Here is a 24,974-nt window from a genome sequence, read left to right on the forward strand (position 1 = left end):
CAGTCCACGCCGCTTCGGCGTCAGTCCGTGGCACGCGGGGTGGTCGCCTCCGCGTCGGCGATCTCGGCGACGCCGACGGTGTCGGCGTACTCCTGCAGCCAGCACTCGACGGTCGTCACCACCGAGAGCGCGTGCAGGTGACCGGCCTGCCCCTGCTTGTGTTCTCGCTGAAGTCTCCGGAGTGTGGTCTCGTCGAACACGTCTCGGTCGCAGGCGTCGTCTATCCAGCCGTCGATGATCTGCCGGACCGCCTCGTTTTCCCGGTACCAGGCCCCGAGGTGTCCCTCTGGACGACCATCGCCCAGTAGCTTCCAGCCGACGCGCTTAGCGACGAACGTAACGTCGTGTTGCCACATCGGCCGGGTCAGTGGCAGGCGCGTCCGCTCGTAGGGAATCCCGGCCTGTCCGGGGTCCATCTCGTTGATCACGTCCTGTTTCAACGGTGCCATCGAACGCGGGATGCGCCCGTTCGTGCCCGGCACGTACCCGATGCGGAACTGTCTGTGCGGCATCTTCGCCAGGTGGTCTAACAGCGACCGGTCGATCCAGGGGAGTCGCATCCCGACCTGACTCCGGTAGAGTTCGCTCGACCGGAAGTGCGTGTTCGAACAGAAGTTGCGGTACCACACGTCCATCACGGTCTCGGTTTGTGAGTCCCCTTCGCTCTCGGTGAGTTCGGTTTCGATAGTGTCGTGCGGGTCGGCGTCGCCGGCCACGAGGTTCCTGATGGTGTCTCTCCCGACACTTCCACCGAGACGCCTGATGCCCTCGAAGGCCGAGTCGACGCCAGTCAAGTGGTAGAGCCAGGGCTGCTCGCCGAACAGTTCTCCCTGCGGGGCCGCCTCCATCACGATGTCGGTCCTGTCGTGGAGTCGGTCCATGATGTAGTCGGGGTGGAGATACACCGTCCACGGCTTGAGCCCGCTGGTGACCCTGATACCGCGTTTGACCTGCTTTGCGAAGTCGCCGGGTTCGAAGACGACCCGCTCGTTGTCCGCGTCCAGATGGTCCGCAACCTGCCGGGCGATTTTGACGTTGCTCCCGTCCCGTGGGTTGCTGTCATACGTCAACGTGTCGAACTCGACGTCCTGCTCGGCTAGTGCCGCCGCCAGCGTCCGGCTGTCCAGGCCGCCCGAGAGCCACAGGCTCACGTCACCCGTCAGCGTGTCGGCCACGTTGCCGACCGCCTCGCGGTACCGCTCGACGGTCTCCTCGACGTACCCCTCGACGGGTTTCGTCCCGTAGTCCGGTTGCCAGTACCGCTCGGTCGTGACCGTCCCGTCGTCCGTCAGCAGGGTCGCCGGGCGGAGCGCCGACACTTCTTCTAGCAGCGTCTTCTCGCCGAGAACGCCGCCAAAGGAGAGCATGTCACCGACCGCACGCGGGTCCACAGAGAGGGTATCGAGGTGGTCGGCGACGGCCCCGACTTGCGAGGCCACCACCAGTCCGTCATCCGTCTCGGCGTAGAAACAGGGCCGCGAGCACAGCAGGTCGCTGGCGACCAGCACGCGCCCGTCGGCGTCGACACACGCCACCAGGAACGGCCCGTTCAATTCGGGCAGAACCTCGCGTGGTCGCTCTAAGAGCGCGCTGAGCAGGGCCTGATCGGTCCCGTATCCGAGGTCCGCTCGGTTCGAGACGACACCGTGGACGACGCCCGCTCGACCGTCCGCTCGCAAGACTGTGTGGCCTTCGGGGTCCTTCGCCCCGTGGTGGACCAGTCCCAGTTCGGTCCCCCCTGCCGTGACCGTTTCGACCTCGTACCACGGTTCCTGATGGAGTGATTCGACGAGTGATTCGGCGGTTGCAGTGGGCCCGCTGGCGACGACGATGCCAACCATAGCCGTGGTGTGACGAAGTGCTACGATTGTTATGCGGCGTATTCGAAGTCGTCCCACAGTGAAAGAAACGGCCGTAGGAGCTGTCTAACTCGGCGAGTTTGCGAAGCGACGGCGGGTTGCTCCAACAGCGCGGGCCCCGGTCGGTCTACGAACCGAACCAGTCGGCCGAGCCCGCTGGGACGGAACGAGACGACTCCTTCTATCAGACCGTCTCGAAAGAACTCGTCGCCGATACCGTCGAGACAGACTGCGGCGTACTCGGTGCGAGAACCCGACCGGCGGTTTCCATGCTGACTGGAGGCGGTTCCACGGTGTGTCGAATTAGCGACGCGGCCGACGGCGGCTGTATTCCCGGACAGCGAGCCGGTGTGGGAACGCCATCGACTCGTCTGAATGCGGTGGTCGAGGCAGATAGCGGGTTTGCCGTGGGTGGTGCAGTCGTACTCAGTCCCGTCTCGGGACGACGCGATTGACGCTCGGAACGTCCAACACTAACAGAGGTACGGTTGAAATACCATCAGATTGTCAAAGATGGCCGACACACGACGACGTCGACGGCCACCGAACCCGAACGGCGATCCGTTCAGTCCAGTCGAGGCCGAGACGATGTAGACGAGTCGGCCACCATCGCCTCGGGGGACGTCCCGTATGGAAACTGTTGTGATACGGGTCCCGGCGCGGTCAGTCCCGCGTCGATACGTTGCGATGCGGTTGTCCGTGCTCCAACCACACCACGCTGCGTGCTGCTGACTGAGACGGTGTGCTACTGCCTGTCGCTGTCATTCGTCTGGACGGTCACGAACGAACGTCACTGGACACGGTGCGTTCAACATCACTTCCTGTGCAGTGCTCCCGAAGATAGCCTTCCCCGCCGGAGAGCGCTGTCGCCCACCGATGACCACCCGATCGGCATCGACATCTTTGGCGATCGAGACGACCCCTTCACCGCTGGTCCCGGTCGTGGCACGCGGTTCACACTCGATTGCACGCTGTTCGAATTGGTCCGTTATTTCCTGTGTGATCGCCATCCGTGCAGCCAACTCGTCGGGTTTGACCTCCGCTGTGGGCGTGTCCAACATCTGTTCGACGACTTCCTTGTAGGACTGTGCATCGAACACGTGGGCGATGATGACCCGCGTGTTCTCCGGGGACGCGATCTCACACACTGTCTCGATAAGCGCCGTAACACGAGTGTCATCGCGGTTACCGACGGCGAGCACCACGGTATCGAGTGGCCGAACACTCGGGCTTCTGGTGTCTACACACATTTGGTTAGGCGCAACGATCTGTAGCTGTAAATATTCTCTCTTCTATTTACTACCTTCATAGTAATTATTCGGAGTGGATGTCGGCGCGGGTCGCCGCACCGTTCTTCAGCACGGGCCGGATGGCATATATTTCTATTAGAAAGTGTTAAAATGAATCGTAGAGAAGGCGGTTACAGTGACTGGCTCCGAATCGGAATCGAAGGAAACCATCGCAACGCAGGTCGAACGTGCACGGGACGCACAGGCAACAATCGACGCCGTGGGACAGTCCCGCGTTGACGAACTGACCCAAGCGGTCGGGTGGGCACTGTACCGTGAGGGCGCTGCCCGCGACGTGGCAGCGAAGGCGGTTTCGCGGACCGGCGTCGGCAACGTCGACGACAAGGTATTCAAGACGAAGCGACAGATAGTCGGCGCCTTGGAGGATATGCGCGGTGCACCCTCGGTCGGGACCATCCGCCAGCGCGAAGGGCTCGTCGACATCGCAAAGCCCGTCGGCGTCATCGGGGCGTTCCTCCCGGCGACGAACCCGGTTGCCACCATCCCCCATCTGGCGATGCTCGCGGTGAAGGGGCGCAACGCCGTCGTCTTCTCGCCAGCGCCCGGGACCAGAGACGCCTGCCAGCACGCGGTCTCGCTCATCCGTGCGGAACTCGCACGCGCCGACGCGCCGCGTGACTTGGTACAGGTCGTCTCCGACCGCGCGACGCGGGACAACGTCGTGGAACTCGCCGCGGCGGTCGACTTCGCACAGGCGACGGCCTCACAGAGCGTCGTTGATATCGTCCAGCAGTCCGGGACTCCCAACCACGCCGTGGCCGTGGGCAACGTCGTCACCGTCGTCGACCAGTCTGTCGAAGTCGCCACGACGGCCACCGAGATAGCGACCAGCGCTACGCTGGACCACGGAGCGACCTGTGTCAATGCCAACACGGCCGTCTTACACCGGGCGGTCGCGGAGGACGTACTGACGGCCCTCGAGGAGACCGGTGCCTACCGCTGTTCGAAGGCCGAGCGCGATGCGGTCACAGCGTGTCTGTTCGACGAGAACGGTTCTGTCAACCGCGACTTAGTCGGGTCCGACGCGGCGGCCATCGCCGACGCTGCCGGGTTCTCGGTATCCGCTGGGACCGACCTACTGGTCGTCGACGGTGATGACCTCTCGGTTCCCCACTCACTGTTCGGGGAGACGCTTTCGCCGGTTCTGACCACGACGGTCGTCCCCGACTTCGAGACGGGACTGGACGTCACGGATGCGATTCTAGCCTACGAGGGACGGGGCCACTCCTGTGGCGTCTACACGACCCGGGACGACCACATACGGGCCGCCGCCGAACGGCTCCCGGTCGGCCGTCTCATCGTCAACCAGCCGAGCATCGCACTGGCCGGCGGCAAGCACAACCGCCTGCCGTTCACCCTCTCGCTGGGCGGGGGGAGCTGGGCCGGTAACCAGTCCGATGGCAACCTGACCTACCGTACCTTCCTCGACGTGACGACCATCGCGAGGTCGACCACCGAGCGGGACTGTGATCCAGAGTCAGTGTTCGAGGAGTACGCTGTCGGCGAGACAGACACGCCGTTCGACGGCTAGCCGACGAGGCCGTCGTCGACTCTGAGGACCTCGCCGTGGACGTACGACGACCGCTCGCTCGCGAGAAACAGGATCGCCTCGGCGACGTCCTCTGGGGAGGCCGGTTCGCCCGTGGCGGTCTCTGTGGCCACGACCTCCGCTGTGGCGTCCGAGAGCTCTTCCTCGTACATATCCGTCCGTGTGTACCCCGGCGCGACGGCGTTCACTCGGATAGACTTCCCCCCGAGTTCGCTCGCGATAGAACGCGTGAACCCGACGATTGCGGCCTTACTCGCAGCGTAGTTGGATTGGCCGGCCCAGCCCTGCTGTGCGGCGACGGAGGCGACGTTGACGATACGCCCGCCGTCGCCCCTGAGCATCCGGCGGGCCACCGCTCGCGTGCAGTTGAACGTCCCAGTCACGTTCGTCCGCAGTACCTGCTCCCACTGCTCCGGGTCCATCCGGACGAGCAGACCGTTGGACATGATCCCTGCGTTGTTGACGAGTACCGTCGGCTGGCCGTACTCGTCGGCAACGTCGGCGATGGCGTCTGTGACCGCCTCGTGATCGCCGACATCGAACTGACGGGTGCCGACGTCGTCGTGGTCGGCGCGCTCGGCCAGCGCGGCCCGCGTCTCGGCCGCCGCCGTCTCGTCGCTGTGGTACGTCGCGACGACCGTCGCCTGTCGGTCGGCGAACGCCTCGGCCGTCGCCCTGCCGATACCACGTGTCCCGCCGGTGATGACGACCACCTCGTCGGCCATCGACGTCACGCCGTGAACACCTCCGCCGCGTCCGCGGGCGACTCCAGCGGTATCGTTTCGAGGTCCGGGCAGCGTGTGTCGACGAACCTCGAGAGAGTGCCGGCGGGGGGTACCTCGACGAACCGTTCGACTCCCCGGTCCCTGAGCGTCTCGACGACGGCACGCCAGTCGACGGTCTCGACGACTTGCGTGCCGAGTTCGTCGGCGGCCCGCTCGCCCCCGCCGTACACCTCGCCGGAGACGTCCGAGACGACAGGAACGGCGGTTGTCTGGAACGTCATCGCGGCTAGATCCTCCTCGAAGGCCGTCGCGGCGGGCTCCATCGCCGCCGAGTGGAACGCGGCCCCCACGTCGAGTTCGGCGAACCGAGCCCGTGCGTTGTCGGCGATGCGGTCCCGTACCTGCTCGACCGACGGGGCAGGACCGGCTACGACCGTCTGGCTGTCCGTGTTCCGGGCGGCGAGACTCACGCCCTCTATGTGGTCACAGGCCCGCTCGACCACGGCGGGGTCCCGGCAGATGACCGCCAGCATCACGCCGTCGCCGCCGCGTTCGGCGGCCCGCTGCATATGCCGCCCGCGTTTGCGGACGAGTTCGACTCCCTCTGTCGGGTCGAGACAGCCGGCGCTCGTGAGCGCACCGACGTGTCCGAGGCTGTGGCCAGCGACGTAGTCGGGGACGACCCCGTAGCGACTGGCCAGCCCCGCGAACGTGGCGACACTCACAGTGTACACGCACGGCTGTGTGTACTCCGTCGTCGAGAGCGTCGCCGCGTCGCCGTCGAAACACAGGTCGGTGACGTCGACGTCGACGGCGTCCGACAGGGTCTCGAACCACTCGCGCGTGGTCGGCCACGCCTCGTAGAACGCCCGGCCCATCCCGGGTTGCTGGCTCCCCTGTCCCGGAAACAGGACGGCGGTCGTGGGGCCCTCTTCGTGCTTTGCGCCCGTGGTGTCGTGTGATTGGATTTCCTCAAGCATCTCTCTGGAGTCCCAGCACGGTTACGTGCGCGCTGGCGATGCCGGACGCGCGGTCGTGACTCAGGCTGACGCTGACGCTTGCCCGTTCTGGGGCCACCGAGTTGGCCCGTAGCGAGTCCGCGAGCGCCGTCGTCGCGCGCTCACCGAGCCGCAATTCTGGCCCGTCGCCGGTTCGTTCGACTGCCACTTCGTCGAAGGGGGGCATCTCTACGGATGCCGAGAGAGCCTTGCGGAACGACTCTTTGGCCGCCCAGCGGGCGGCGTAGTGTTCGGACGGGACTCGGGTCCCCTCGCAGTAGGCGCGCTCGGCGTCGGTAAAGAGACGACGGGTAAACGACTCGCCGAACTCCGCACGGAGTGACTCGAACCGGTCGATAGCGACGACGTCCAGCCCGCTACTGACGAACGGCGTCGGGTTGGCGTCGGTCATTTGGCCCCGGTGAAGACGACGGCCCCGTTCGTCCCTCCGAACCCAGCCGCGACGTTGAGCGCGACGTCGACGTCGGCCGTCTGCGGTTCTGTGACGACGGGGACGTCACAGTCAGGATCCGGCGTCTCGTGGTTCGCCGTCGGGGGGAGCCGCCCGTCGCGGAGTGTCTGTGCCGTGAACACGCTCTCGATGGCACCGCTAGCACCTAAGGTGTGTCCGGTGAGGCTTTTCGTCCCCGTCACCGGCGGACACTCGTCGAAGACCCTGTTCAGTGCCGTCGCCTCGTGCTGGTCTCCCCGTGGGGTGCTGGTCGCGTGGGCATTGACGTGGTCGACCGCGCCGGGGTCTACGTCGGCGTCGGTCAGCGCTCGCTCGATACAGCGGACGAGACCGTCGGCGTCGTCCGGCGGTCGTGTGGGGTGGACGCCGTCGGCGCTCCGGCCGGCCCCCTCGACGGTGGCGATGGGCGTCACGCCACGGTTCTCGGCGTGCGCACGCGATTCGAGGACGAGGACGGCCGCCCCCTCGGCGATCACGAACCCGTCGCGGTCGGCGTCGAATGGGCGACTCGCGCGTTCGGGCTGGTCGTTTCGCGTGCTGAGCGCACGCATCGCGTCGAACCCGCGGATGCCGTGGGGGCTGAGTATCGACTCACTCCCCCCGGCGAGCATCACGTCGGCCGTGCCACGTCGGACCTCCCGCATGGCGTCTGCCATCGCATGGACGCCGGCCGCACACGCCGTCGACGCGGCCCGGTTGGGCCCCTCCGCGCCGAAGACGATACTCACCTGACTCGACGCGAGATTCGAGAGGTACCTGACGACGAACCGGGGTGAGACGCGGTCTTCGATGGTGTCCTCGACCTCTGGGAGTCCGCCGATACTAGACGCGATGCTCGTTCCGACCTGCGCTGACACCCAGTCGGGGTCCGCGGGGTCGAAACCTGCGTCCGCGATGGCCTCGTCGGCAGCCGTGACCGCGAGTTCCGCGTACCGGCCGACTCGGTCCGACTCGACCGGTGTCTCGTCAGGTAGCGTCGCCTCGCAGGCGATGTGGGACCGACAGTTCGCGTCGGCGGGGTCGAATCGCGTTATCGGACCGGCACCGCTCTCTGTGGCCATAAGGGCGTCCCAACTTTCGTCGGCCGTCGTCCCGAGTGGCGTGACGGCACCCAAGCCCGTTACGACGACATCCCCCGCCATCGCTTAGTTCCCCTCGAGTTCCGACGCGACGAACGACTTGAGGTCACCCACCGTCTGCATCTCCTCGATGTCGTCGACGGTGAGGTACACCCCGAGTTCGCCGTCGATAGCCTCGGCGATCTCGACGATGTCGAGCGACTCCGCGTCCAGTTTCTCTCCGGTAATCACGGTCTCGTCGTCGAAGCCAGATTCCTCGACGTGCAGACGGTTCGAGATTATCGATTCGATTTGGTCTGCTGCGGTCGACTGCATATATTTCCGATCACTGTATACTAATTAAAGGTTTTTGGTATGCAATAAACCGGCGTTCGGGCACTCACCGAGCCTATGGGTGGGTTCCAGGAGACGTCCCCCTCATGTATACTGATTCCTATAGCAGTAGATAGTCGCACGATTTCTTTATTCAGAAAACGCTGTGCAACTCACGTTTCGTACAGTTCAGAATCTGCCGGAGCGAACAGAAAAACACCGCAAGGAACCGATCGGCGTTATTCTACGACGATGTGGGTTTCGAGCGGGACTTCGTTCGTGATCGCGTCCACCAGTGGCGAGGTCGCCTCGACGCGCTCGCGGAGTTCGGCGAGTTCCTTCTCGGTCGCGTCGGCGTTCACGTAGACCGTGCAGGTGATCGACTCGTAGCCGGGACGGATGTCCTCGGAGATACCGAGGAACCCTCTGAGATCGACATCACCTTCCATCTCGAATCGAAGATCGTCGAGTTCGATGCCCATATGCGCGGCGTTCGCCGCGTAGCCGACGCTCAGGCACGATCCGAGCGCGCCGAGCAGAAGTTCGACAGCATTCGGCCCGGTGCGCTCGCCAAGGATCTGCTCGGGTTCATCCCCCTGAAGCGTGAACTCCCGAGTGTGAATCGTCTCCCCCGATTGGTCGAACTCGTCGATCGTCGTCACGGACTTGAGCGCGTTCTCCCACTCTGTTTCGGCCCGGAACGTGAACATCCCAACACCGGGATCGTCACTGATCGCTTCGACCGCATCTTCAAGTCCCGAGACGTTGACACCATTGACTATCCGTTCTTCGGTGGTTGCCATTTCGAATCGCCAATGGTCCAAACGGCGGATGCGAACATTAAGACATATTGACGTATAATGTCCATTTGCATTCCTTCGCGTGAGAGATACGCAGCCGTACTTATCGAGGGGAGTGCCTCAATTTCACCAACCATCCTGAATAAAGAACTTTCAGTATCAGATGACAGCAAAATAAATTTTATAAGATAGTTATTTGAAAGAGAACTCGCCACTATGCGTACTATCCAAGCGCAGGCACACGGAGCACCGGAGGTCCTGGAACTTGTCGAGAGGGAAACGCCGACCCCAGACCGAGGGCAAGTCTGTATCGACGTCGCCGCTGCCGGCCTGAACTTCGCCGACGTCGAGAAACGGCGCGGACGCTACCCAGACGGCCCGCAGCCACCCTACACCCCGGGGATCGAGGTCAGCGGGCGCGTCGTTGCGACGGGCCCCGAGACGTCCGTCGAGACGGGCGATACGGTCGCGGCCTTCGTCGACGGGGGCGGTTACGCGGAGCGCGTGCTGGCCCACGAAGAGACCGTTTTCGAGGTCCCGGACGCCGTCTCCACGCCGGCCGCCGCGGGGATGCCGGTCCAGTTTCTCACCGCCCACAACGCGCTCGTCGAGTGGGGCGGTCTGGAGGCCGGCGAGAACGTCCTCGTCAACGCCGCCGCGGGAGGTGTCGGCACGGCGGCGGTCCAGATAGCCTCCGCCCGGTCAGACGTGACGGTGATCGGGACGGCGAGTACGGCGGAGAAACGCGACCTGGCCGCCTCACTGGGCGCCGACGACACCATCGATTACACCGAGGCCAGCGTCGCCGATCGACTAGCGGAACTCACCGACGGGGACGGGATCGACCTCGTCCTCGACGGGGTCGGCGGTGAAGCGTTCTACGAGGCGCTCGATGCCCTCGCGTCCTGCGGCCGCATCGTCTCTTACGGCATGGCAAGCGGTACTGTGCCGTCGGTCTCGCTCCCTCGATTGCTCTTCGAGAACCAATCGGTACTGGGATACCACCTCGGACACGCACTCGAAACCCAGCCCGAACGGGTCAAAGAGGCCGTCCCCAAACTGCACTCGTTGTTCGAGTCCGGCGATGCGGCGGTCCACGTCGGCGACCGGTACCCCCTCTCGGAAGCCGGGACTGCCCACAGCGCCCTCCAGAACCGCGAGAGTACTGGGAAGCTACTTCTCATCCCCTGAATACCCGGAGTACGCACCGATGCCAGGACCCGTATTCTGTCACAGCGAGCGGTTGACGTACAGGCTCGTCGACGAGGGCGATTACGAGTTCGTCCGATCGAACTGGAACAACCCGCACGTGTGGCGACGGATGCCGATCAACGAGGCGCTCTCGAGGGACGGAATCGCCGAGTGGGTCGAGGCCGACGAGACGATGCACCTGCTCGTGTGTTCGGACGACGACCCGGAGACGCCTCTGGGCCTCGTCTACCTCTTCGACATCGCGCCCCGGAGCGGCCACGCGGAACTCGGCTATTGGCTCGTGCCGGAGGCCCAGGGACAGGGCTACGCCACCGAAGCCGTCGACCGCTGCCTGCAGTTCGCGTTCGGTGACCAGCGACTGCACAAGGTCATCGCCAGAATCTTCGCGGCGAACGGCCCCTCCCGGCGAGTCGTCGAGCGGTTCGACTTCCGAGAGGAGGGGCGTCTCCGCGAGTACCACTACACAGACGGCGAGTACCGTGATCTGCTCATCTACGGCCTCCTCTCGTCCGAGTGGGACAGCGCGTGACTGGCACAAATCTTAACTTATTCCACTATAATTTTGCTCTATGAATATCAAAATAAAATCGGGTGTCACTGACGACGTCGTCCGAGGCGTCACGGAGTGTTACAGAACGTACGCATCCTGGGCGGACCGGGACCGAGAGCAGGTCGAGACCGCGATCGAACACAGCGACGAACACCTCTACGCACTGGACCTCGGGAGCGACGAGGTCGTCGCCTCGGCGCGTGTACTCACCGACTACTGCTACTACGGCGTCGTCTACGATGTCATCGTCCACGAGGAGTACCGCGGGACGGGTGTCGGACGGGCCGTCGTCGAAGCGGTCACAGACCACCCACCGCTCGAAGACGTCACACAGATAACGCTGATTGCCCGTGACGGGTTGGTCCCGTTCTACGAGAAATGCGGCTTCGAACGCCACCCGATGACGATCGAGGTCGACGGGGAGACGGAGGCGTTCAATCGGATGGTCCTCGACGACGGCCCGGACGACGACATCGAGAGTCAGTCCCGGAGTCCCAGCGACGTACCGACTACGAACTGACCGACGACAAGTCATAGCGGTCGAGAACCCGGTCGGGAAGCTCGACCCCCAGGCCCGGATCTGACGGCGGGGCCACGTATCCGTCGGCGTCGACGTCGACGTCACTCACCAGCAGTTCGTCGATGAGTGGGTACGGAGTCACGTCCCATTCGATCCACTCGCAGGCCGGCGAACAGCCCAGCAGGTGCAACGACGCAGCCAGGTTGACGCCCGTCGAGAACGAGTGTGGCGAAACACCGACACCGAACGTCTCCGCGAGGGCGACGATCTTACGGGCTTCGGTCAACCCCCCACATCGAGTGACGTTGGGTAGTAACTGGTCAACCGGCGTGGGCTGGAGCAACTGCCTGAAGCCCCACTTCGTGTACTCGTTTTCCCCACCGGCTATCGGGACCCGTAGTTCAGCGGCGAGCGCACTGTAGGCATCGTGGGCGTGGGGGCGGACGGGTTCCTCGTACCAGTGTACGTCGTACGATTCGAGCATATCACCGACCTGCACGGCCTCGGCCTCGTCGTAGCCGCAGTTGGCGTCGACCATCAGCGCACACTCCTCGACACGGTCGGTGATTGCCCGCACCCGGCGTTCGTCCGCCTCGCGACTCCGACCGATGTGGATCTTGACACCCTGGAACCCTCGGTCGGCGTACTCGGCCGCCCGGTCGGCCATTTTCTCGGGGTCGTCCCAGTAGAGGTCGTTGGCGTAGGCTCGCACGCTCGGGTCGTCCCGCGTCGCACCGCCGAGGAGTTCGTACACCGGCGCGTCGTGATACTTCCCCGCGAGGTCCCACAGTGCCAAGTCGACGCCGCTGATGGCGGCGATCACGTGGCCCTTCTGGTCGAAGTAGCCGCCGTCGGTGAGCATTCGCTGCCAGAGGTGCTCGATGTCCAGCGGATCTTCGCCGAGCAACACCGGGCGAAGTATCTCTTCGACGACTGTTTCGACCACGGCCGGATTCGGACCGTACCCCTCCCCGATGCCTGTCAGTCCCACGTCCGTCTCGACGAGGACGAACGCGCTCGCACGGACTTCCATGGTCGCCCGCGCGTTCTGAATCGGCCGCTCCATCTCGGCACCGAGCTTTACCGTCCGCACGTCGGTTATCTCCATACGATACGCGAAGGAGAAATAATATTAATACTATTCGAATCGAAAATAGCATGGCTACGTCCCCCTATCGATTCGTCTACGGGCGTGCCCGGCCAAAATTAGTACGCTCTTTGTAACTTTATTTTTTATACTATTTATCGGAATTATTATTAGGGCATCGTTCTCCATACGAGGTGTACAACATGGCGACAGCGAACCAACGAGAGTACATCCCGATGCCGAAACCGCTGCAGACCGACCGGGCCTGGCTCGACCCATCAGACTGGTACCGAGAGCAACGCGCCGAGAACCCCGTACGGTTCGACCCCGAACGGCAGGTCTGGGACGTCTTCACGTACGAGGAGACGAAGGAAATCCTCGAAGACCACGAGACGTTCACCTCGGACCTCACACAGGCGACAGCATTCGATTTCCCGGCCCCGGAGGAGGGGTCGCCCATCCGCAACAGCGTCCTCCGGATGGACCCGCCGAAACACACGGCGCTACGGGGCGTCGCCGACGACGAGTTCCTCCCCGGCGTGATTCAGAAACTCACGCCACAGATAGCGGCCCACACGGACGAACTCCTCGACGCCGTCGCCGACGACGGCGAGATGGACGTCATCGAGGATCTCGCGTATCCGCTTCCGGTGACGGTCATCGCGCAACTCCTCGACATCCCGCCGTCCGACAGCGATCAGTTCAAGCAGTGGTCGGACCTGCTGCTTGCCGACGCCGGGTCCGCCGACGACCCGGAGGCCGTGCTAAAAGCCCAGCGGGACGCGCTCACGGATATGCGGGCGTACTTCCTCGACCTCATCGAGGAGCGGCGAGCGGACCCCTCGAAGGATCTGGTGTCGGTCATCGCTACCGCCCAACCCGACGGCGAGTACCTCGCTGATGAGGACGCCGTGGGGTACTGCATGATCCTGCTCATCGCGGGCAACATCACGACGACGAACCTCATCGGGAACTCGCTGCGCACCTTCAAGGAGAAGGGTCTCATCGAGCAACTCCGGAACGACGACGAGCTACTCGATGCGGCTATCGAGGAGGTCCTCAGGTACCGGTCGCCTTCACAGGCGCTGACCCGCGTGGCCACTCGCAAAGCCGAGGTGAACGGCCACACCATCGAACCGGGTGAGTTCGTCATCACCTGGCTCGGATCCGCCAACCGGGACGAGGCGCAGTTCGAGGACCCGGAGACGTTCAACCTCGACCGCTCACCGAACAACCACCTCGCGTTCGGTCACGGCATCCACTTCTGTCAGGGGGCGTCGCTCGCTCGCCTCGAAGCGAAGGTCGCCCTGAAAAAGCTGCTGGGACGCTTCGAGTCCATCCAACTGACGCACGACCAACTCGAACCCGTCGACAGCGCCTTCCTCTATGGCACCACGTCTCTCCCCATCGCGTTCGAACAGCGGACGTGACCGTCGCCGCCTGACGCTCCGACCGACCACTTCGACACTGCCTCGTGTACCGACACCGCCACACAGAGTGTCCGAGAGCAGGAGACTGTCCCCGTTCGGTCGTACACTCACCACACGCTATGGATCTCGAATACAGACAACTCGATCCGCACGAAGAATCGACGTTCAAAGAACTCGTCGAGTACTCTATGCCCCCCGTACTGGAGTATCTCGACGGACCCGAACACTACTCGACACGGGTCGACATGATGGAGAAGTGGGGGCTGTTCGACGACGAGATGCGGGCCGCTATCGGCCACGAGCGATTCGACCTCAAGGTCCGTGAGCAGTGGCTAGACACCGTCGGGTCGCTCGTAGCCGTCGACCCGACCGAACGCGAGCGAGGGCTGACAGAGACGATGCTCCGGGAGACCTACCGCGAGTTTCGTGACCGAGGCATCGTCCTCGCGGCCGGGTGGCCCTTCGACAGGGAGTTCTATCGGCAGTACCACTCTGCCACGCTCGCCCGCTTTGCCCGCGTCGACGGCCCCATCTCCTCGCTGCCGGCCCGGCCGATAGAGCGTGATCTGGAACTGGTCTCGGAGACGGACTACGAGCAACTCGATACGGTGTACCGTACGTTCATTTCCGACTACGGTTTCACCCCTGATCGGACTGCCGAGTGGTGGACTGCGGGGCTGTTCGAGGACGAGGAGACCCACGCCGTACTCCTCGGTGCGACCGACCCGGTGGGGTATCTGGTCTACCGTATCGTCGACCACACGTTCGTCGTCGACGACGTTGCCTTCGCCTCCGAATGTGCCTGGATCGACCTGCTGAACTACATCCGGCGCCACGCGTCCCAGGCGACGTCCTTCCACCTCACGCTCCCGACGGACGTCGAACTGCTGGCACTACTCTCGGACCCCGCCGCCGTCGACTACGAGGTAGTCCTCGGGCCGGTCGGTCGCGTGCTGGAGTTCCCGACGGCCGTGGAGCGACTCGACTACGGGACGACCGACGCGACACTCACCGTCGCCGTCGAGGACGACGTGGCCACGTGGAACGACGGGACCTTCGAGGTGACCGTTCGCGACGGAGACGCGACGGTCACCGAGAGCACCGAGCGGCCCGACGTCCGACTGGACATCGGGACCTTCACGCAGCTGTTCGTGGGCTATGGCGGCGTCGAGCGAGCCATGCTGACCGGGACTTTCCAGGCCCACACTGACGGCGTGGTCGAGACGCTGGCGACGCTCTACCCCCAGCGGTCGCTGTTCTGTCCCGACCGGTTCTGACGCAGGCCGTCTATCGGACGTTCGCGATCAGTCGGCGCTGGCCGAGGACCGCGCGACGTCGACGATGCCCTCGTCCAGTTCGGCCTCGACCTCTCGGGCGGCCTCGACCATGTTCGCCATCTTCTGGTAGGCGGCCGCACGCGGGAGCAGTTTCACCCCGCAGTCCGGGCTTATCGTCAGTTGCTCTGGCGGGACGACCTCTAGCCCGCGCTTGATATTTGCCTTGATCTCTTCGACGGACTCGACCTCGGACCGGTGGGCGTCGACGACGCCGAAGCCGATGTTCTTGGTGAACGCCGGGTCTTTGAAGACGTCCAGTTGCTCGTAGTTCCCGTTGACCAGTTCGAGGTCGAACTCGTCGACGGGGAACTCCAGCATCTCCGGGTAGATACGCGAGTAGTCACCGTAACAGACGTGTAGACCGACGTAGACGTCGTCCGGGAGGTCGCTTACGATCCGCTCCAGACACTCCTCGACGATGGCGTAGTCGTCGGGCGTCGTCGCCAGCGCGGCCTCGTCGATCTGGATGTAGCGAGCGCCCGCGTCGACGAGCTTTTGGATCTCGTCGTTGACCAGTTCTGCCACTTCGAAGGCCAGTGTCGCGTCGTCCTCGTAGACCTCGTTGAAGCACCACTTCGCGAGCGTGTACGGACCGGTGATGGGGACTTTCACCGGTCGATCCGCCACGGAACTGGTGAACTCGTACTCCTCGACGAGCCACGTATCGTCGTATTCGACCTCCGTCCGGACGCTGGGTTTGTTGAAGTAGTTGTGACCCCAGACCTTGACGAGGCCGTTGAACTCGTAGCCCTCGATGCGGTCGGCGAAGTACTCGACCATCTCGTTGCGTCGCATCTCGCCGTCGGTAACGACGTCGATACCGGCCCGCTCGTGTTCGCCCGTGACGAGTCGTGCGGCGTCGTTTTTCGCTTCCTGCCACTCGGAATCGCCGAAATCCGCGTCGGGATTCTCGTACATCTCGCGGGCACGGTCGTGCCATTTCGGTTTCGGATAGGCCCCGACGATAGTCGTCAGCAGGAAGTGGTCGTTCGGGTGGTCCGCCGGCCGGAACTGGTCTCTCAGAGACGTCATGCGGACACCTCCACGGAGTCGACGGCCCGTGCCAACGTCTCCAGTTTGGCCTCACAGCGGTTCGTCGGGAGATAGAACAGTTCGGTGTTGGGGGCCGCGTACACTCGTTCCAGCGTCGCGTCGGCCCGGTCTACGAACTCGTCGATGTCGCGTCGCACGTCTGTGGCGTCCTCTAGGATCGTGTTCTGTCCGTTCACGACACCGAGCACGACCTCCTCGGGGGTGCCGTACTCGTCTGCGAGTGACGTCGACCCGACACGCGAGGTGACGAGGTCATAGCCCACGCCTTCGATGGCGGCGTCGAGCAGGTGTCCGTACACGTTCTCTGGGATAGTCCCCCAGTAGGTGTGGACGAGCACCGACGCGTCGACGGCGTCGGCGACGGTGTCGATGGCCTCGCGGACGCGGACGGGTTCCTCGGTGTCGTGTACGGCCAGCGACGGTTCGAGGAGGAACAGCGTGTCGAGATCGGGACACTCCGTGGCTTCTCCCGCGAGGTACGTCGCCAGCGCCTCGAGGAATCGGTCCTCGCCGTAGAACTCGTCGGTCGCCAGTTCCGCGAGCGAATACGGGCCCGGCAGGACGCCGCAGAGAGTACCGTCGGTCGTATCAGCGGCCCGTTCGAGGTCCCGAGCCACGTCGCCGGTCGGTTCGAGCGCACCCGTCACCACGGGCTCTCGATAAAAGTTGTTGTTGTCGTAGTAGCGGACGATACCTCTGGTATCGACGTTATCGTTGACCGAGAGGACGTGTGAGAGCATATCGTCCCACCTGAGTTGCCCCTCGGTCACGAGGTCCAGCCCGGATTCGGTCTGGGTCGCCAGCACATCGGCCCTGGCACGGTCGTAGGCGTCCTCTACGTCGTCGTTCGCCGTCCCCGTGATCAGGTCCTGTTTCTGATGGCCCTTCAGTTCGCTGAGCTCTTCTTTGGCCCAGTCCGGGAGTGGTAGCAATCCCGTAGCCGCGGATTCGTATTCTACCATGTGTCCTATATTTTAATCATTCGCGGTTATAATACTTACTGTTCGTATTAACGATCTTGCGAGACTGCTCGGAGTCCGTCTCCTCGTGAATCCGGGTTTCGCCGACCGGTGGCCCTATATTGCATTTTGTATAGTAATAAATTTATGTCTTTGATACTATGTCTGAACCGAATGTCGAAGGCAGGAAACCGAGCAGAACGTGCCGAGGAGCTCATCGAACAGACAGGAGAGGCGTTAGACGACGGGAAACATCCCATGCGTATCTTCAACGACGACGGGATCTACGAGCGTGAACTCCAGCGCATCTTCGCAAAAACGTGGAATTTCATCGGCCACGAGTCGGAACTCGAGGAGCCGGGCGACTACGCGCGACGATACATCGGTGAAGACCCCTACATCTTCGTCCGCGACGAGGAAGGCGAACTCCACGCCTTCTACGATAGCTGCTGTCACCGCGGTGCACAGTTCGTCCGGGCCGAGCAGGGCAACACGTCCCACTTCCAATGCCCCTATCACGGTTGGACCTACCGGAACGACGGCGAGTTGACGGTCGTCCCCTACGAAGACGAACGGTACGACGACCTCGATAAGGAGGCCGCCAGCCTCGTCGAGGCCGAGGTCGAGACGTACAAGGGATTCGTCTTCGCGCGCGTCGTCGAGGACGGCCCGAGCCTCGACGAGTACCTAGAAGAGTTCAAGTGGTACCTCGACATCGCACTCGACCCCACCGAGGAGGGGCTGACCGTCGTCGGCGAACCGCGACGCGTGCGAGCGGAGGTCGACTGGAAGGTCCCCGGCGAGAACTTCGCCGGTGATTCCTACCACCTCGCGCACACGCACGGGTCCAGTTTCGAACTGGAGTACTCCTCCTCGATTTGGGAGCGGTTCGACGCCGCCGGCCCACTCTCCCAGTCGTACTCGGTGATGACCGATACGCACGCCGGGGAGTACTACCTCTTCGACGAGGAGCCGATCTACATGGACTACCCCGAGAAGATCGAAGACCACATGAACTCGGACCTCTCGGAGCGCCAGCGGGAGATGTTCAGCAAGTCGATGTTCATCACGGGGACTATCTTCCCGAACGCCTCCATCTGGCACGGGTTCAACCCCATCGGCGGGCCGTGGGCCAGCATTCGTCTCTGGCGGCCCGTCGGCCCCGGCGAATCCGAGATCGTTAGCTGGCTGCTCGTCCCGAAGGAACTCGAAGACGACGAGGAGTTCCTCGAACGGGCGAAGGCCGGCTACCAGAGCCTCTCGCCGGGTGGCGTGCTCGAAGCAGACGACACGGAGGTCTGGAGCGGCATCTCCGAGAGTTCCAACAGTGCCACCGCCATCGAGCGGGACGTCCGGGCCGACATCAGCGGCGGTCTCGAGGAAAGCGACGCCGTGCCGATCACCGACGGCTCCCACGGCCCCGGGGAGGTCATCCGGGCCGGTCCGTACCTCGACGAGGTGTACGCCCGGACCCTGTTCAACTCCTGGCACGAGTTCATGAGCGAGCAACGGTGACTCCCATGCAATCAGGTACACACTCCCAGTTGGACGAGACCGGCGACGAGTGGACCCCCGAACGGATGCAGCGGTTCTTCGAGGTCCGAGAGTTCCTGCTTCGCGAGGCGAACCTACTTGATCAGTTCGAACTCGAACGGTGGGCCGACCACCTCACGGAAGACGTCGAGATCCGCGTCCCGGTCCGCGTGGCCCGCGATGCGGGGTCGGACCGACCGGAGTACAGCGATTCGAACCACCACCTCGTGGTCGGCCACAGGGACCTCCTAGAGCGTGTGGCCCGTCTGGAGAAGGAGTACGCCTGGGCGGAAAACCCCCGCTCGCGCGTCCGCCACACCATCGGGAACGTCCAGTTGGGCGAGGTCACGGCGGACACCGTCGAGGTGTTCAACAACCAGGTCGTCTACCGCGAGCGCGGGACCGACGGCGAGTCCGACACGATCTCGGCCCGCCGCCGGAGCCACCTTCGGGAGACTGACGAGGGATTCGCACTCGCTGATCGGGACGTGTTCATCGACCACACGATCGTCCCGAGCCGTAACCTCACGCTCCCACTGCTATGACTAGCGACCGAACAGCCCCCACCGAACAGCGGCGTCGTCCCGACGACCGCGGTCTGGTGACCGACGGCGGCCCCCGAACCGACGCCCCGACAGTCACCGTCTCGCGGCTGGTGACACGCCGCGGTAAGCGCGCCTCGGTGTCGGTCCCGGCCTTCGACCAGTCAGTGTCGCTCGACGCCATTGCGCTCGAGAGCCTCACCGACCAAGACGAAGCCACAGACCCCATCGAGGCGCTCCGTCCCCGGATAGAGGATCCCGGGACCGACGCGGAGCCGACGCTGTCGATAGCCGAAGACACCATCCGCATCGTCAACGAGTACTCGGAGGCCGTCCTCACTTCGGCGGCTGACGGGCTCCGAATAACGTCGCCGCCCACCGGTCACAGCGTGGTCCTGTCCCCCCGGCACGTCTTCGACCTCGCCTTCCTCGAAGACACGTACGCGTTCACCGCTCTCCTTGCGGACCCCGTGACACTCGAAGAGAACATCGGTGCCATGCAGTCGGCCTTCGAATAACCCCGGCCGACGCGCCCCCGTCCACGGGGGTGTTTCTCCATCCATCCCAGCCCCCTCACACGTCGCTTAGGGGCCGCTACAGCGGGACATCGACCTGTCCGACCTCCTCTGCGGGTCCGCTGAGAACCGCGTCCTCGGCCCGCACCGCAACCTGTAGTTCGCCGCCCGGCGGGCGGACGGAGACCGTTCCGTCGGCGACGCCCGTCCGATCGGTGTGGTACCCGATGGCCAGCGCGCCGGTCCCGCAGGCGTCGGTCTCGTCCTCGACGCCGACCTCGTAGGTCCGCTGGTCGACGCCGCCGGCCGCCGGCGCCCACAGCGTCACGTTGATCCGCTGGGGCGGTTCGACGGTCCGCCGGACCTGCTCGGTCAGCGCTTCGAGGTTCTCTTTGGCGACGTCCCCGACCTGAACGAGGAGGTGATAGACGCCGGAGTCGACGAGCGAGACGTCGCCAAGTGCCGTCTCGACCGACAGCGTCTCGCGGAGACCGGTCTCGTCGACGCCGTCGACGTAGCTCGGTGAGCCAAGTTCCACCGTCACGCCGCCGTCTGCGTCGATGGTCGCCGCGCAGGTCCGAGCCTCCGTCTCGACGGTCACGTCAGTGTACCCCAGTACGTTGTGTGCCCACTTCGCCACGCATCTGACGCCGTTGCCACACATCGGCGACGTGGTGCCGTCCGGTTCGAAAAGCTCCATCTCGAGTGTCCGCTCCGAAAGCGGTTCGACGCGGAGCAGACCGTCGGCCCCAGTCTCGCCGCCGCGGACCGTCAGCCCGGAGTCGGAGTCACACCACTCCCGTGCCAACGCCGACGGCGAGTCGGTCGTCTCTGCTGCGGACAGGACGAAGAAGTCGTTTCCGAGCGCGTCGTATTTTTTCACAGTATTCATACTTTAAAGTAATACTTCAGGACTTAAAATCTGGCGGTGCAGCGAGATTCGCCCGTCTCACGGCGGGATGGGCCCGCTATCGGGCCTCGACGAATCGGCACGGACCCCTACAGTGGGCCGACGGGGTTGCGCAGTGACTTCCGGCAGAAGGTCTTGACCAGCGTCTTCCCGGCGTCGGTGAGGATGCTCTCTGGGTGGTACTGGATACCGATGTGGGGTTTCCGCGTGTGCCTGACGCTCATTACGACGTCGCCGTGGTCGCCCTCCTCGGCGCTCCCGGTGACCTCGATGCACTCCGGGAGCGTCGCCGGGTCGACGGCCAGCGAGTGGTACCGGCCGACCCGCAACGGGTTCGACACCTCCTCGTAGATCCCTCGACCGTCGTGGCGTATCGTCGAGGACTTTCCGTGGACGACCTCCGGTGCGTGACCCACAGTCGCCCCTTCGGCGGCACACAGTGCCTGATGGCCCAGACAGATTCCCAGCGTCGGAATCTCGGTCTGTTCGAACACCGGGATGGAGACCCCCGCATCCTGCGGTGTGCCCGGCCCCGGCGAGACGACGATGCCATCGGGGTCTAACTCCACTATCTCGTCGACGGTTATCTGGTCGTTCCGCCGGACCTCGATGTCGGCGGTGTACTCGCCGACGTACTGGACCAGATTGTACGCGAAGGAGTCGTAGTTGTCGATGACGAGAATCATCAGTCGGTCACCTCGACGGTGAAGTCGCTCTCACAGTCCAGTGCCTCGCCAACGGCCGTGACCAGTGCTCGGCCCTTGTCGAGTGTCTCGTAGAACTCCGCTTCGGGGTCCGAGTCGTCGACGATGCCGGCCCCGACCCGCAGATAGTACTTCTCGGCTCGGCGGACCAGCGTCCGTATCGTCATGTTGAACGTGGCTCGCTCGTCGAACCCGAGGACGCCGATGCTTCCGGTGTACGGGCCACGGCGTGTCGTCTCCACCTCGTCGATTATCTCCATGGTCCGTGGCTTCGGCGCGCCGGTGATGGTGCCCCCGGGGAACACCGCCGCTATCGAGTCGGGAATAGACTTATCGTCCCGACGGGTCCCCTCGACGACCGAGACGGTGTGCATCACCTCGGAGTAGCGGTCGATGCGCCGGTAGTCGGTCACCTCGACAGACCCGTACTCGGAGACCTTCCCGAGGTCGTTCCGTTCGAGGTCGACGAGCATCGCGTGTTCGGCGTGTTCTTTCTCGCTTTCGAGCAACTCCGATTCGAGCGCCTCGTCGTGTGTCTGGTCGTCCCCGCGGGGACGGGTCCCGGCGATGGGCTCTGTCACGAGGCGGTCACCGTCACAGTGTAACAACAGTTCCGGGCTCGCGGAGATGATGTCGACCCCGGGGAACTCAAGCAGTCCGGAGTATGGGGCAGGATTGACGTCCCTGAGCGCGTCGAACACCGCGACCGGGTGGACGCCGGCGTCGGAAGTGAGCCGCTGTGAGATGTTCGCCTGGAACGTATCACCGTCGCGGATGTACTCCTTGACTGTCTCTATCCGGTCGACGTACTCCGCTTTTCCGGTCTCGTTGGTGAACGTGATGTCGCTGTCGACCGGCGGCTCTGGCACCGTTTTACTTCCTTCCTGTATCGCTTCGACGTGTGTGCGGAGTCGCTTGCGGCCGGCCTCGTAGACCGCTTCGAAGTCCGCTTCGGGGGCGACGGTCGGACAACAGGTGACGACGAGTTCCGTCCGTCCCTCGTCGGTGGGCTCCTGCCAAGAAGCGATGCAGTCGAACACGCCGAACTGTAACCGGGGTAACTCCCGCTGGTCGTCGGTCGTGTTCGGTAGGTCCTCCAGTTCTCTGGCGATGTCGTAGGACAGCCACCCGAACGCGCCACACGGATACGGAACCGTACAGTTCCCCCGGACGAGGCGTTCGTCGTCTACGATGTCCTCTAGTTGGTCGAAGCTGTCGCTCTCGCCCTCGGAGCCATCGACGATGTACGCCGGTTCGACACCGAAGTACCCGTGGCCCGCCTGTCCACCCGTCGTCTCCAAATATACCCCGTTCGTATCGCCTCTGATGCGCTTGTAGGCGGTGAACGGGTCAGCGACCACCGTGGTTGCTTCGATGGGAATCCGGGCCGGTTCCGAGAGCGTCGATGCGACCGACGTGAACTCACTCTGTGTCGTGGTCACGGTCGACTCAGGTTGCATTGGTCGGCACACCCCAGGACAGTTTCATTTAGTGGTTTTATACAGTAGTAGTTTCTACTTAAGTTTTGTCCTATATTTATTAAAATAACGTGCGGCTGTCCCGCTGGCGCTCCCTCGGGTACCTTCTCGTCGCGTCTCGGTATCCACTGGCACTGCTCTGGGCTGTCCCTCTCCGGGTCGACCCTAGAGGCGGTCCGGGGCGTCGCCAGTTGTCTCCCGGGCGGTCCGGTCTCTCCACTCGGCGGTCATCCCCATATGGACGAACAGCCTGAACGCTGCCGAGACGACGTTCTCGTCGACATCGCGGTCGACGGCGTACTCCCGGGCGCGCTCGACGACCCTGTCAGATTGCGCTTCGTCGACGAAGTCGTGGTCGTCGGACTGGAGTTTCAGCTCCCCGGCTCGTTTTGCCAGTTTCGTTCGCGTCTCGAGTAACTCGGTTATCTGCCGGTCGATATCTGCGATACTCGCTCGAACCTGTTCGAGGTCCGTCTCGGTTGGGTCGTCGGTTTGGGGCGGTACGTCGACGCCCTTCGTGTGGTTTCGCTCCATCGTCTTACCCCCCGTAGAGACACTGCCACGGTTGCTCGCGCTCGAATGCCGCACTGGCGGTCAACACTGTCTCGTCGCCGAACCGGGGGCCGACCACTTGCAGACCGACCGGGATGCCGTCGTCGTCGGTACCCGCCGGTACGGATGCCGCCGGGTGGCCGGTGTAGTTGAACGGCCACACCGGGACGTGGTCCGTCCACCACTCGACGTGCTGCTCGAAGTCCTGCGTGAGGTCGATGTCGTTGTTCCCTACCGTCGGCGTGACCAGGAGGTCGTACTCCTTGAACAGTGATTGGACCCGCTGGAACAAATCCGTCCGGATCGATGCAGTCGCCGCGAGGTCGGCCGTCGAGACCGTCTCGGCGGTGTCGAGAACCGTCTGCAGACTCCGGGAGAGGCCCGCAGGATGGGCCCGCAGGTCGAGGTCCTCCCTGACGTCGATGGTCGTCACCGTCGAAGCCATGAATGTCGAAAACGTCGTCTCGAAGGCCTCGGTGAGGTCCGCATGGGAGAACGGGAACTCCACCTCGACAGTCTCGACGGAGGCACCCGCTGCCCTGAAGGCGTCTAGAGAGTCCGCGACCGTCTCCCGGATCGCCTCGTCGACGTCGAACAGGCCGAGGTCGGGACTGTATGCGATGTCGAGGTCGGCGGCCGGGGCTTCGACTGCCCCTCGGAAATCCATGTCGACGGGTCGACTCGCGGGGTCGCCCGGGAGATGGCCGGCCATCGCCGACAGCATCTCGGCCGCGTCCTCGACCGACCGCGTTATCGGTCCGACGACGGCGTGGTGGATGCGGTTGCCGAGGACGTCCTGAAACTCGTCCCACGGAATCACTCGGTAGGAGGGTTTCAGGCCATAGACGCCACACAGCGCCGCTGGGATACGGATCGAACCACCGGAGTCGCTACCGGTCGCCAGCGGCACCATTCCTGCGGCGACGGCGGCCGCGGAGCCACCGGAGGACCCGCCGGCGTTCCGGCCGGGGTCGTGTGGGTTTGCCGTCGGTCCGACGACCTCGTTGTCGGTCATCGCCTTGTGACCCAGTTCCGGTGTGTTCGTGGTGCCGAGGACGACGGTCCCGGCCGCCTCGAGACGGTCGACGCTCACCGAGTTGGACTCGGGGACCACGTCCGCCTCGGCGAACACGCTCGACCCAGAGGTGTGTGGCACGCCGGCGACCTGCCCGGTCAGGTCCTTGATACCGACCGGGACTCCCGTCAGGGGACCGCCCCCTGTATCGCCCCGGTCGATACGGTCGGCCCGTTCCCGGGCGAGTTCGGGTGCCGTCGCGAGGAACGCGTTGACGTCTCCTTCGACACGCTCGATCCGAGCGATGTGTGCGTCGACTACCTCGCGGGCGCGCAACTCGCCGTCAGCGATCCGTTCGCGCAACTCCACCGCTGACAGGAAGCATATTTCTTCCACAGTAAACGGCTATTAATATTATGGCGACAAAGTTTTTCTGATATAACACTCCTCGTGCCGACGGCGGTCCGTCTGGA

General features: G+C 64.0%; 25 protein-coding genes. 9 read left to right on the forward strand and 16 right to left on the reverse strand.

Annotated features, from left to right (window positions below):
• Positions 1–20: 20 nt before the first annotated feature.
• Together NDI85_RS17960 and NDI85_RS17965 are read right to left on the reverse strand one after the other, a co-directional pair.
• A complete protein-coding gene (locus NDI85_RS17960; protein WP_310916547.1) occupies positions 21–1,841 on the reverse strand; it encodes an asparagine synthase-related protein in 1,821 nt (606 codons plus the stop codon).
• A 779-nt stretch (positions 1,842–2,620) separates the two neighbouring features.
• The gene (locus NDI85_RS17965; protein ID WP_188997445.1) at positions 2,621–3,109 is read right to left on the reverse strand and encodes a universal stress protein; all 489 of its coding nucleotides are present in this window, start codon (positions 3,107–3,109) and stop codon (positions 2,621–2,623) included.
• A gap of 175 nt (positions 3,110–3,284) precedes the next feature.
• Between NDI85_RS17965 and NDI85_RS17970 the strand changes: the two genes are divergently transcribed.
• Positions 3,285–4,700 (forward strand): aldehyde dehydrogenase family protein, encoded by a 1,416-nt coding sequence (locus NDI85_RS17970; protein WP_310916548.1) that lies wholly within the window; start codon positions 3,285–3,287, stop codon positions 4,698–4,700.
• On the opposite strand, the gene NDI85_RS17975 is transcribed toward NDI85_RS17970, so the two are convergent.
• The 6 genes from NDI85_RS17975 to NDI85_RS18000 all read right to left on the reverse strand — a co-directional run bounded on the left by NDI85_RS17975 (position 4,697) and on the right by NDI85_RS18000 (position 9,107).
• A complete protein-coding gene (locus NDI85_RS17975) occupies positions 4,697–5,443 on the reverse strand; it encodes a 3-oxoacyl-ACP reductase FabG (RefSeq protein ID WP_310916667.1) in 747 nt (248 codons plus the stop codon). The two genes, NDI85_RS17970 and NDI85_RS17975, sit on opposite strands and share 4 nt — an antisense overlap.
• A gap of 5 nt (positions 5,444–5,448) precedes the next feature.
• Positions 5,449–6,423 carry an ACP S-malonyltransferase gene (locus tag NDI85_RS17980; protein ID WP_310916549.1) on the reverse strand — a complete coding sequence of 325 codons (975 nt, stop codon included), beginning with the start codon at positions 6,421–6,423 and terminating at the stop codon, positions 5,449–5,451.
• On the reverse strand, positions 6,416–6,853 hold the full coding sequence (locus tag NDI85_RS17985; protein ID WP_310916550.1) for a holo-ACP synthase: 438 nt from the start codon (positions 6,851–6,853) through the stop codon (positions 6,416–6,418). Before NDI85_RS17985 ends, NDI85_RS17980 begins: the two co-directional genes overlap by 8 nt.
• Positions 6,850–8,055, reverse strand: coding sequence for a beta-ketoacyl-[acyl-carrier-protein] synthase family protein (locus NDI85_RS17990; protein ID WP_310916551.1), 1,206 nt, complete (start codon positions 8,053–8,055; stop codon positions 6,850–6,852). The genes NDI85_RS17985 and NDI85_RS17990 overlap by 4 nt, the downstream gene beginning before the upstream one ends.
• A 3-nt stretch (positions 8,056–8,058) precedes the next feature.
• On the reverse strand, positions 8,059–8,307 hold the full coding sequence (locus tag NDI85_RS17995; RefSeq protein WP_188997459.1) for an acyl carrier protein: 249 nt from the start codon (positions 8,305–8,307) through the stop codon (positions 8,059–8,061).
• 236 nt (positions 8,308–8,543) lie between these two features.
• On the reverse strand, positions 8,544–9,107 hold the full coding sequence (locus NDI85_RS18000) for an OsmC family protein (RefSeq protein WP_188997461.1): 564 nt from the start codon (positions 9,105–9,107) through the stop codon (positions 8,544–8,546).
• Positions 9,108–9,320: 213 nt separating this feature from the next.
• On the opposite strand from NDI85_RS18000, the gene NDI85_RS18005 reads away from it, so the two are divergent.
• From NDI85_RS18005 to NDI85_RS18015, 3 genes are read left to right on the forward strand one after another with little or no spacing between them, the layout of a single operon-like run.
• Positions 9,321–10,295, forward strand: a complete 975-nt coding sequence (locus NDI85_RS18005) for an NADPH:quinone oxidoreductase family protein (protein ID WP_188997462.1) — start codon at positions 9,321–9,323, stop codon at positions 10,293–10,295.
• Positions 10,296–10,314: 19 nt separating this feature from the next.
• Complete coding sequence (locus NDI85_RS18010; RefSeq protein ID WP_188997465.1) at positions 10,315–10,845, forward strand: GNAT family N-acetyltransferase; 531 nt, start codon at positions 10,315–10,317, stop codon at positions 10,843–10,845.
• Positions 10,846–10,885: 40 nt separating this feature from the next.
• Positions 10,886–11,386 (forward strand): GNAT family N-acetyltransferase, encoded by a 501-nt coding sequence (locus tag NDI85_RS18015; protein WP_310916552.1) that lies wholly within the window; start codon positions 10,886–10,888, stop codon positions 11,384–11,386.
• Here the strand turns inward: NDI85_RS18015 and NDI85_RS18020 are convergent.
• Entirely contained in the window at positions 11,376–12,494 is a 1,119-nt protein-coding gene (locus tag NDI85_RS18020) for a mandelate racemase/muconate lactonizing enzyme family protein (RefSeq protein WP_188997470.1), read from the reverse strand. The genes NDI85_RS18015 and NDI85_RS18020 overlap by 11 nt on opposite strands.
• 182 nt (positions 12,495–12,676) lie before the next feature.
• Here NDI85_RS18020 and NDI85_RS18025 point away from each other — a divergent pair, with 182 nt between their 5' ends.
• Positions 12,677–13,903 carry a cytochrome P450 gene (locus NDI85_RS18025; RefSeq protein ID WP_310916553.1) on the forward strand — a complete coding sequence of 409 codons (1,227 nt, stop codon included), beginning with the start codon at positions 12,677–12,679 and terminating at the stop codon, positions 13,901–13,903.
• 119 nt (positions 13,904–14,022) lie between these two features.
• Positions 14,023–15,180: an enhanced intracellular survival protein Eis gene (gene eis, locus NDI85_RS18030; protein ID WP_188997474.1), complete on the forward strand. Its 1,158-nt coding sequence runs from the start codon at positions 14,023–14,025 to the stop codon at positions 15,178–15,180.
• A 27-nt stretch (positions 15,181–15,207) separates the two neighbouring features.
• On the opposite strand, the gene NDI85_RS18035 is transcribed toward eis, so the two are convergent.
• Positions 15,208–16,272, reverse strand: a complete 1,065-nt coding sequence (locus NDI85_RS18035; RefSeq protein ID WP_188997477.1) for a methionine synthase — start codon at positions 16,270–16,272, stop codon at positions 15,208–15,210.
• Positions 16,269–17,255, reverse strand: coding sequence for a 5-methyltetrahydropteroyltriglutamate--homocysteine methyltransferase (locus NDI85_RS18040; RefSeq protein ID WP_310916554.1), 987 nt, complete (start codon positions 17,253–17,255; stop codon positions 16,269–16,271). The genes NDI85_RS18035 and NDI85_RS18040 overlap by 4 nt, the downstream gene beginning before the upstream one ends.
• Before the next feature lie 171 nt (positions 17,256–17,426).
• Here NDI85_RS18040 and NDI85_RS18045 point away from each other — a divergent pair, with 171 nt between their 5' ends.
• The 3 genes from NDI85_RS18045 to NDI85_RS18055 are packed head-to-tail and all read left to right on the forward strand — an operon-like array spanning position 17,427 to position 19,845.
• Positions 17,427–18,767: a Rieske 2Fe-2S domain-containing protein gene (locus NDI85_RS18045; protein ID WP_188997481.1), complete on the forward strand. Its 1,341-nt coding sequence runs from the start codon at positions 17,427–17,429 to the stop codon at positions 18,765–18,767.
• A gap of 5 nt (positions 18,768–18,772) precedes the next feature.
• Entirely contained in the window at positions 18,773–19,330 is a 558-nt protein-coding gene (locus NDI85_RS18050; RefSeq protein ID WP_310916555.1) for an aromatic-ring-hydroxylating dioxygenase subunit beta, read from the forward strand.
• Complete coding sequence (locus tag NDI85_RS18055) at positions 19,327–19,845, forward strand: hypothetical protein (protein ID WP_188997487.1); 519 nt, start codon at positions 19,327–19,329, stop codon at positions 19,843–19,845. The genes NDI85_RS18050 and NDI85_RS18055 overlap by 4 nt, the downstream gene beginning before the upstream one ends.
• Before the next feature lie 76 nt (positions 19,846–19,921).
• Here NDI85_RS18055 and dapF read toward each other — a convergent pair whose 3' ends face one another.
• The 5 genes from dapF to NDI85_RS18080 form a co-directional block, all read right to left on the reverse strand.
• A complete protein-coding gene (dapF, locus tag NDI85_RS18060) occupies positions 19,922–20,734 on the reverse strand; it encodes a diaminopimelate epimerase (RefSeq protein ID WP_188997489.1) in 813 nt (270 codons plus the stop codon).
• A gap of 107 nt (positions 20,735–20,841) precedes the next feature.
• The gene (locus tag NDI85_RS18065; RefSeq protein ID WP_188997492.1) at positions 20,842–21,438 is read right to left on the reverse strand and encodes an aminodeoxychorismate/anthranilate synthase component II; all 597 of its coding nucleotides are present in this window, start codon (positions 21,436–21,438) and stop codon (positions 20,842–20,844) included.
• Entirely contained in the window at positions 21,438–22,916 is a 1,479-nt protein-coding gene (locus NDI85_RS18070) for a chorismate-binding protein (RefSeq protein ID WP_310916556.1), read from the reverse strand. The genes NDI85_RS18065 and NDI85_RS18070 overlap by 1 nt, the downstream gene beginning before the upstream one ends.
• 183 nt (positions 22,917–23,099) lie before the next feature.
• Complete coding sequence (locus tag NDI85_RS18075; RefSeq protein ID WP_188997498.1) at positions 23,100–23,468, reverse strand: chorismate mutase; 369 nt, start codon at positions 23,466–23,468, stop codon at positions 23,100–23,102.
• Positions 23,469–23,472: 4 nt separating this feature from the next.
• Positions 23,473–24,870 carry an amidase gene (locus NDI85_RS18080; protein WP_220639443.1) on the reverse strand — a complete coding sequence of 466 codons (1,398 nt, stop codon included), beginning with the start codon at positions 24,868–24,870 and terminating at the stop codon, positions 23,473–23,475.
• Positions 24,871–24,974: the final 104 nt, after the last annotated feature.

Source organism: Haloarcula sp. S1AR25-4 (genome assembly GCF_031624555.1).
Lineage (GTDB): Archaea > Halobacteriota > Halobacteria > Halobacteriales > Haloarculaceae > Haloarcula > Haloarcula pellucida.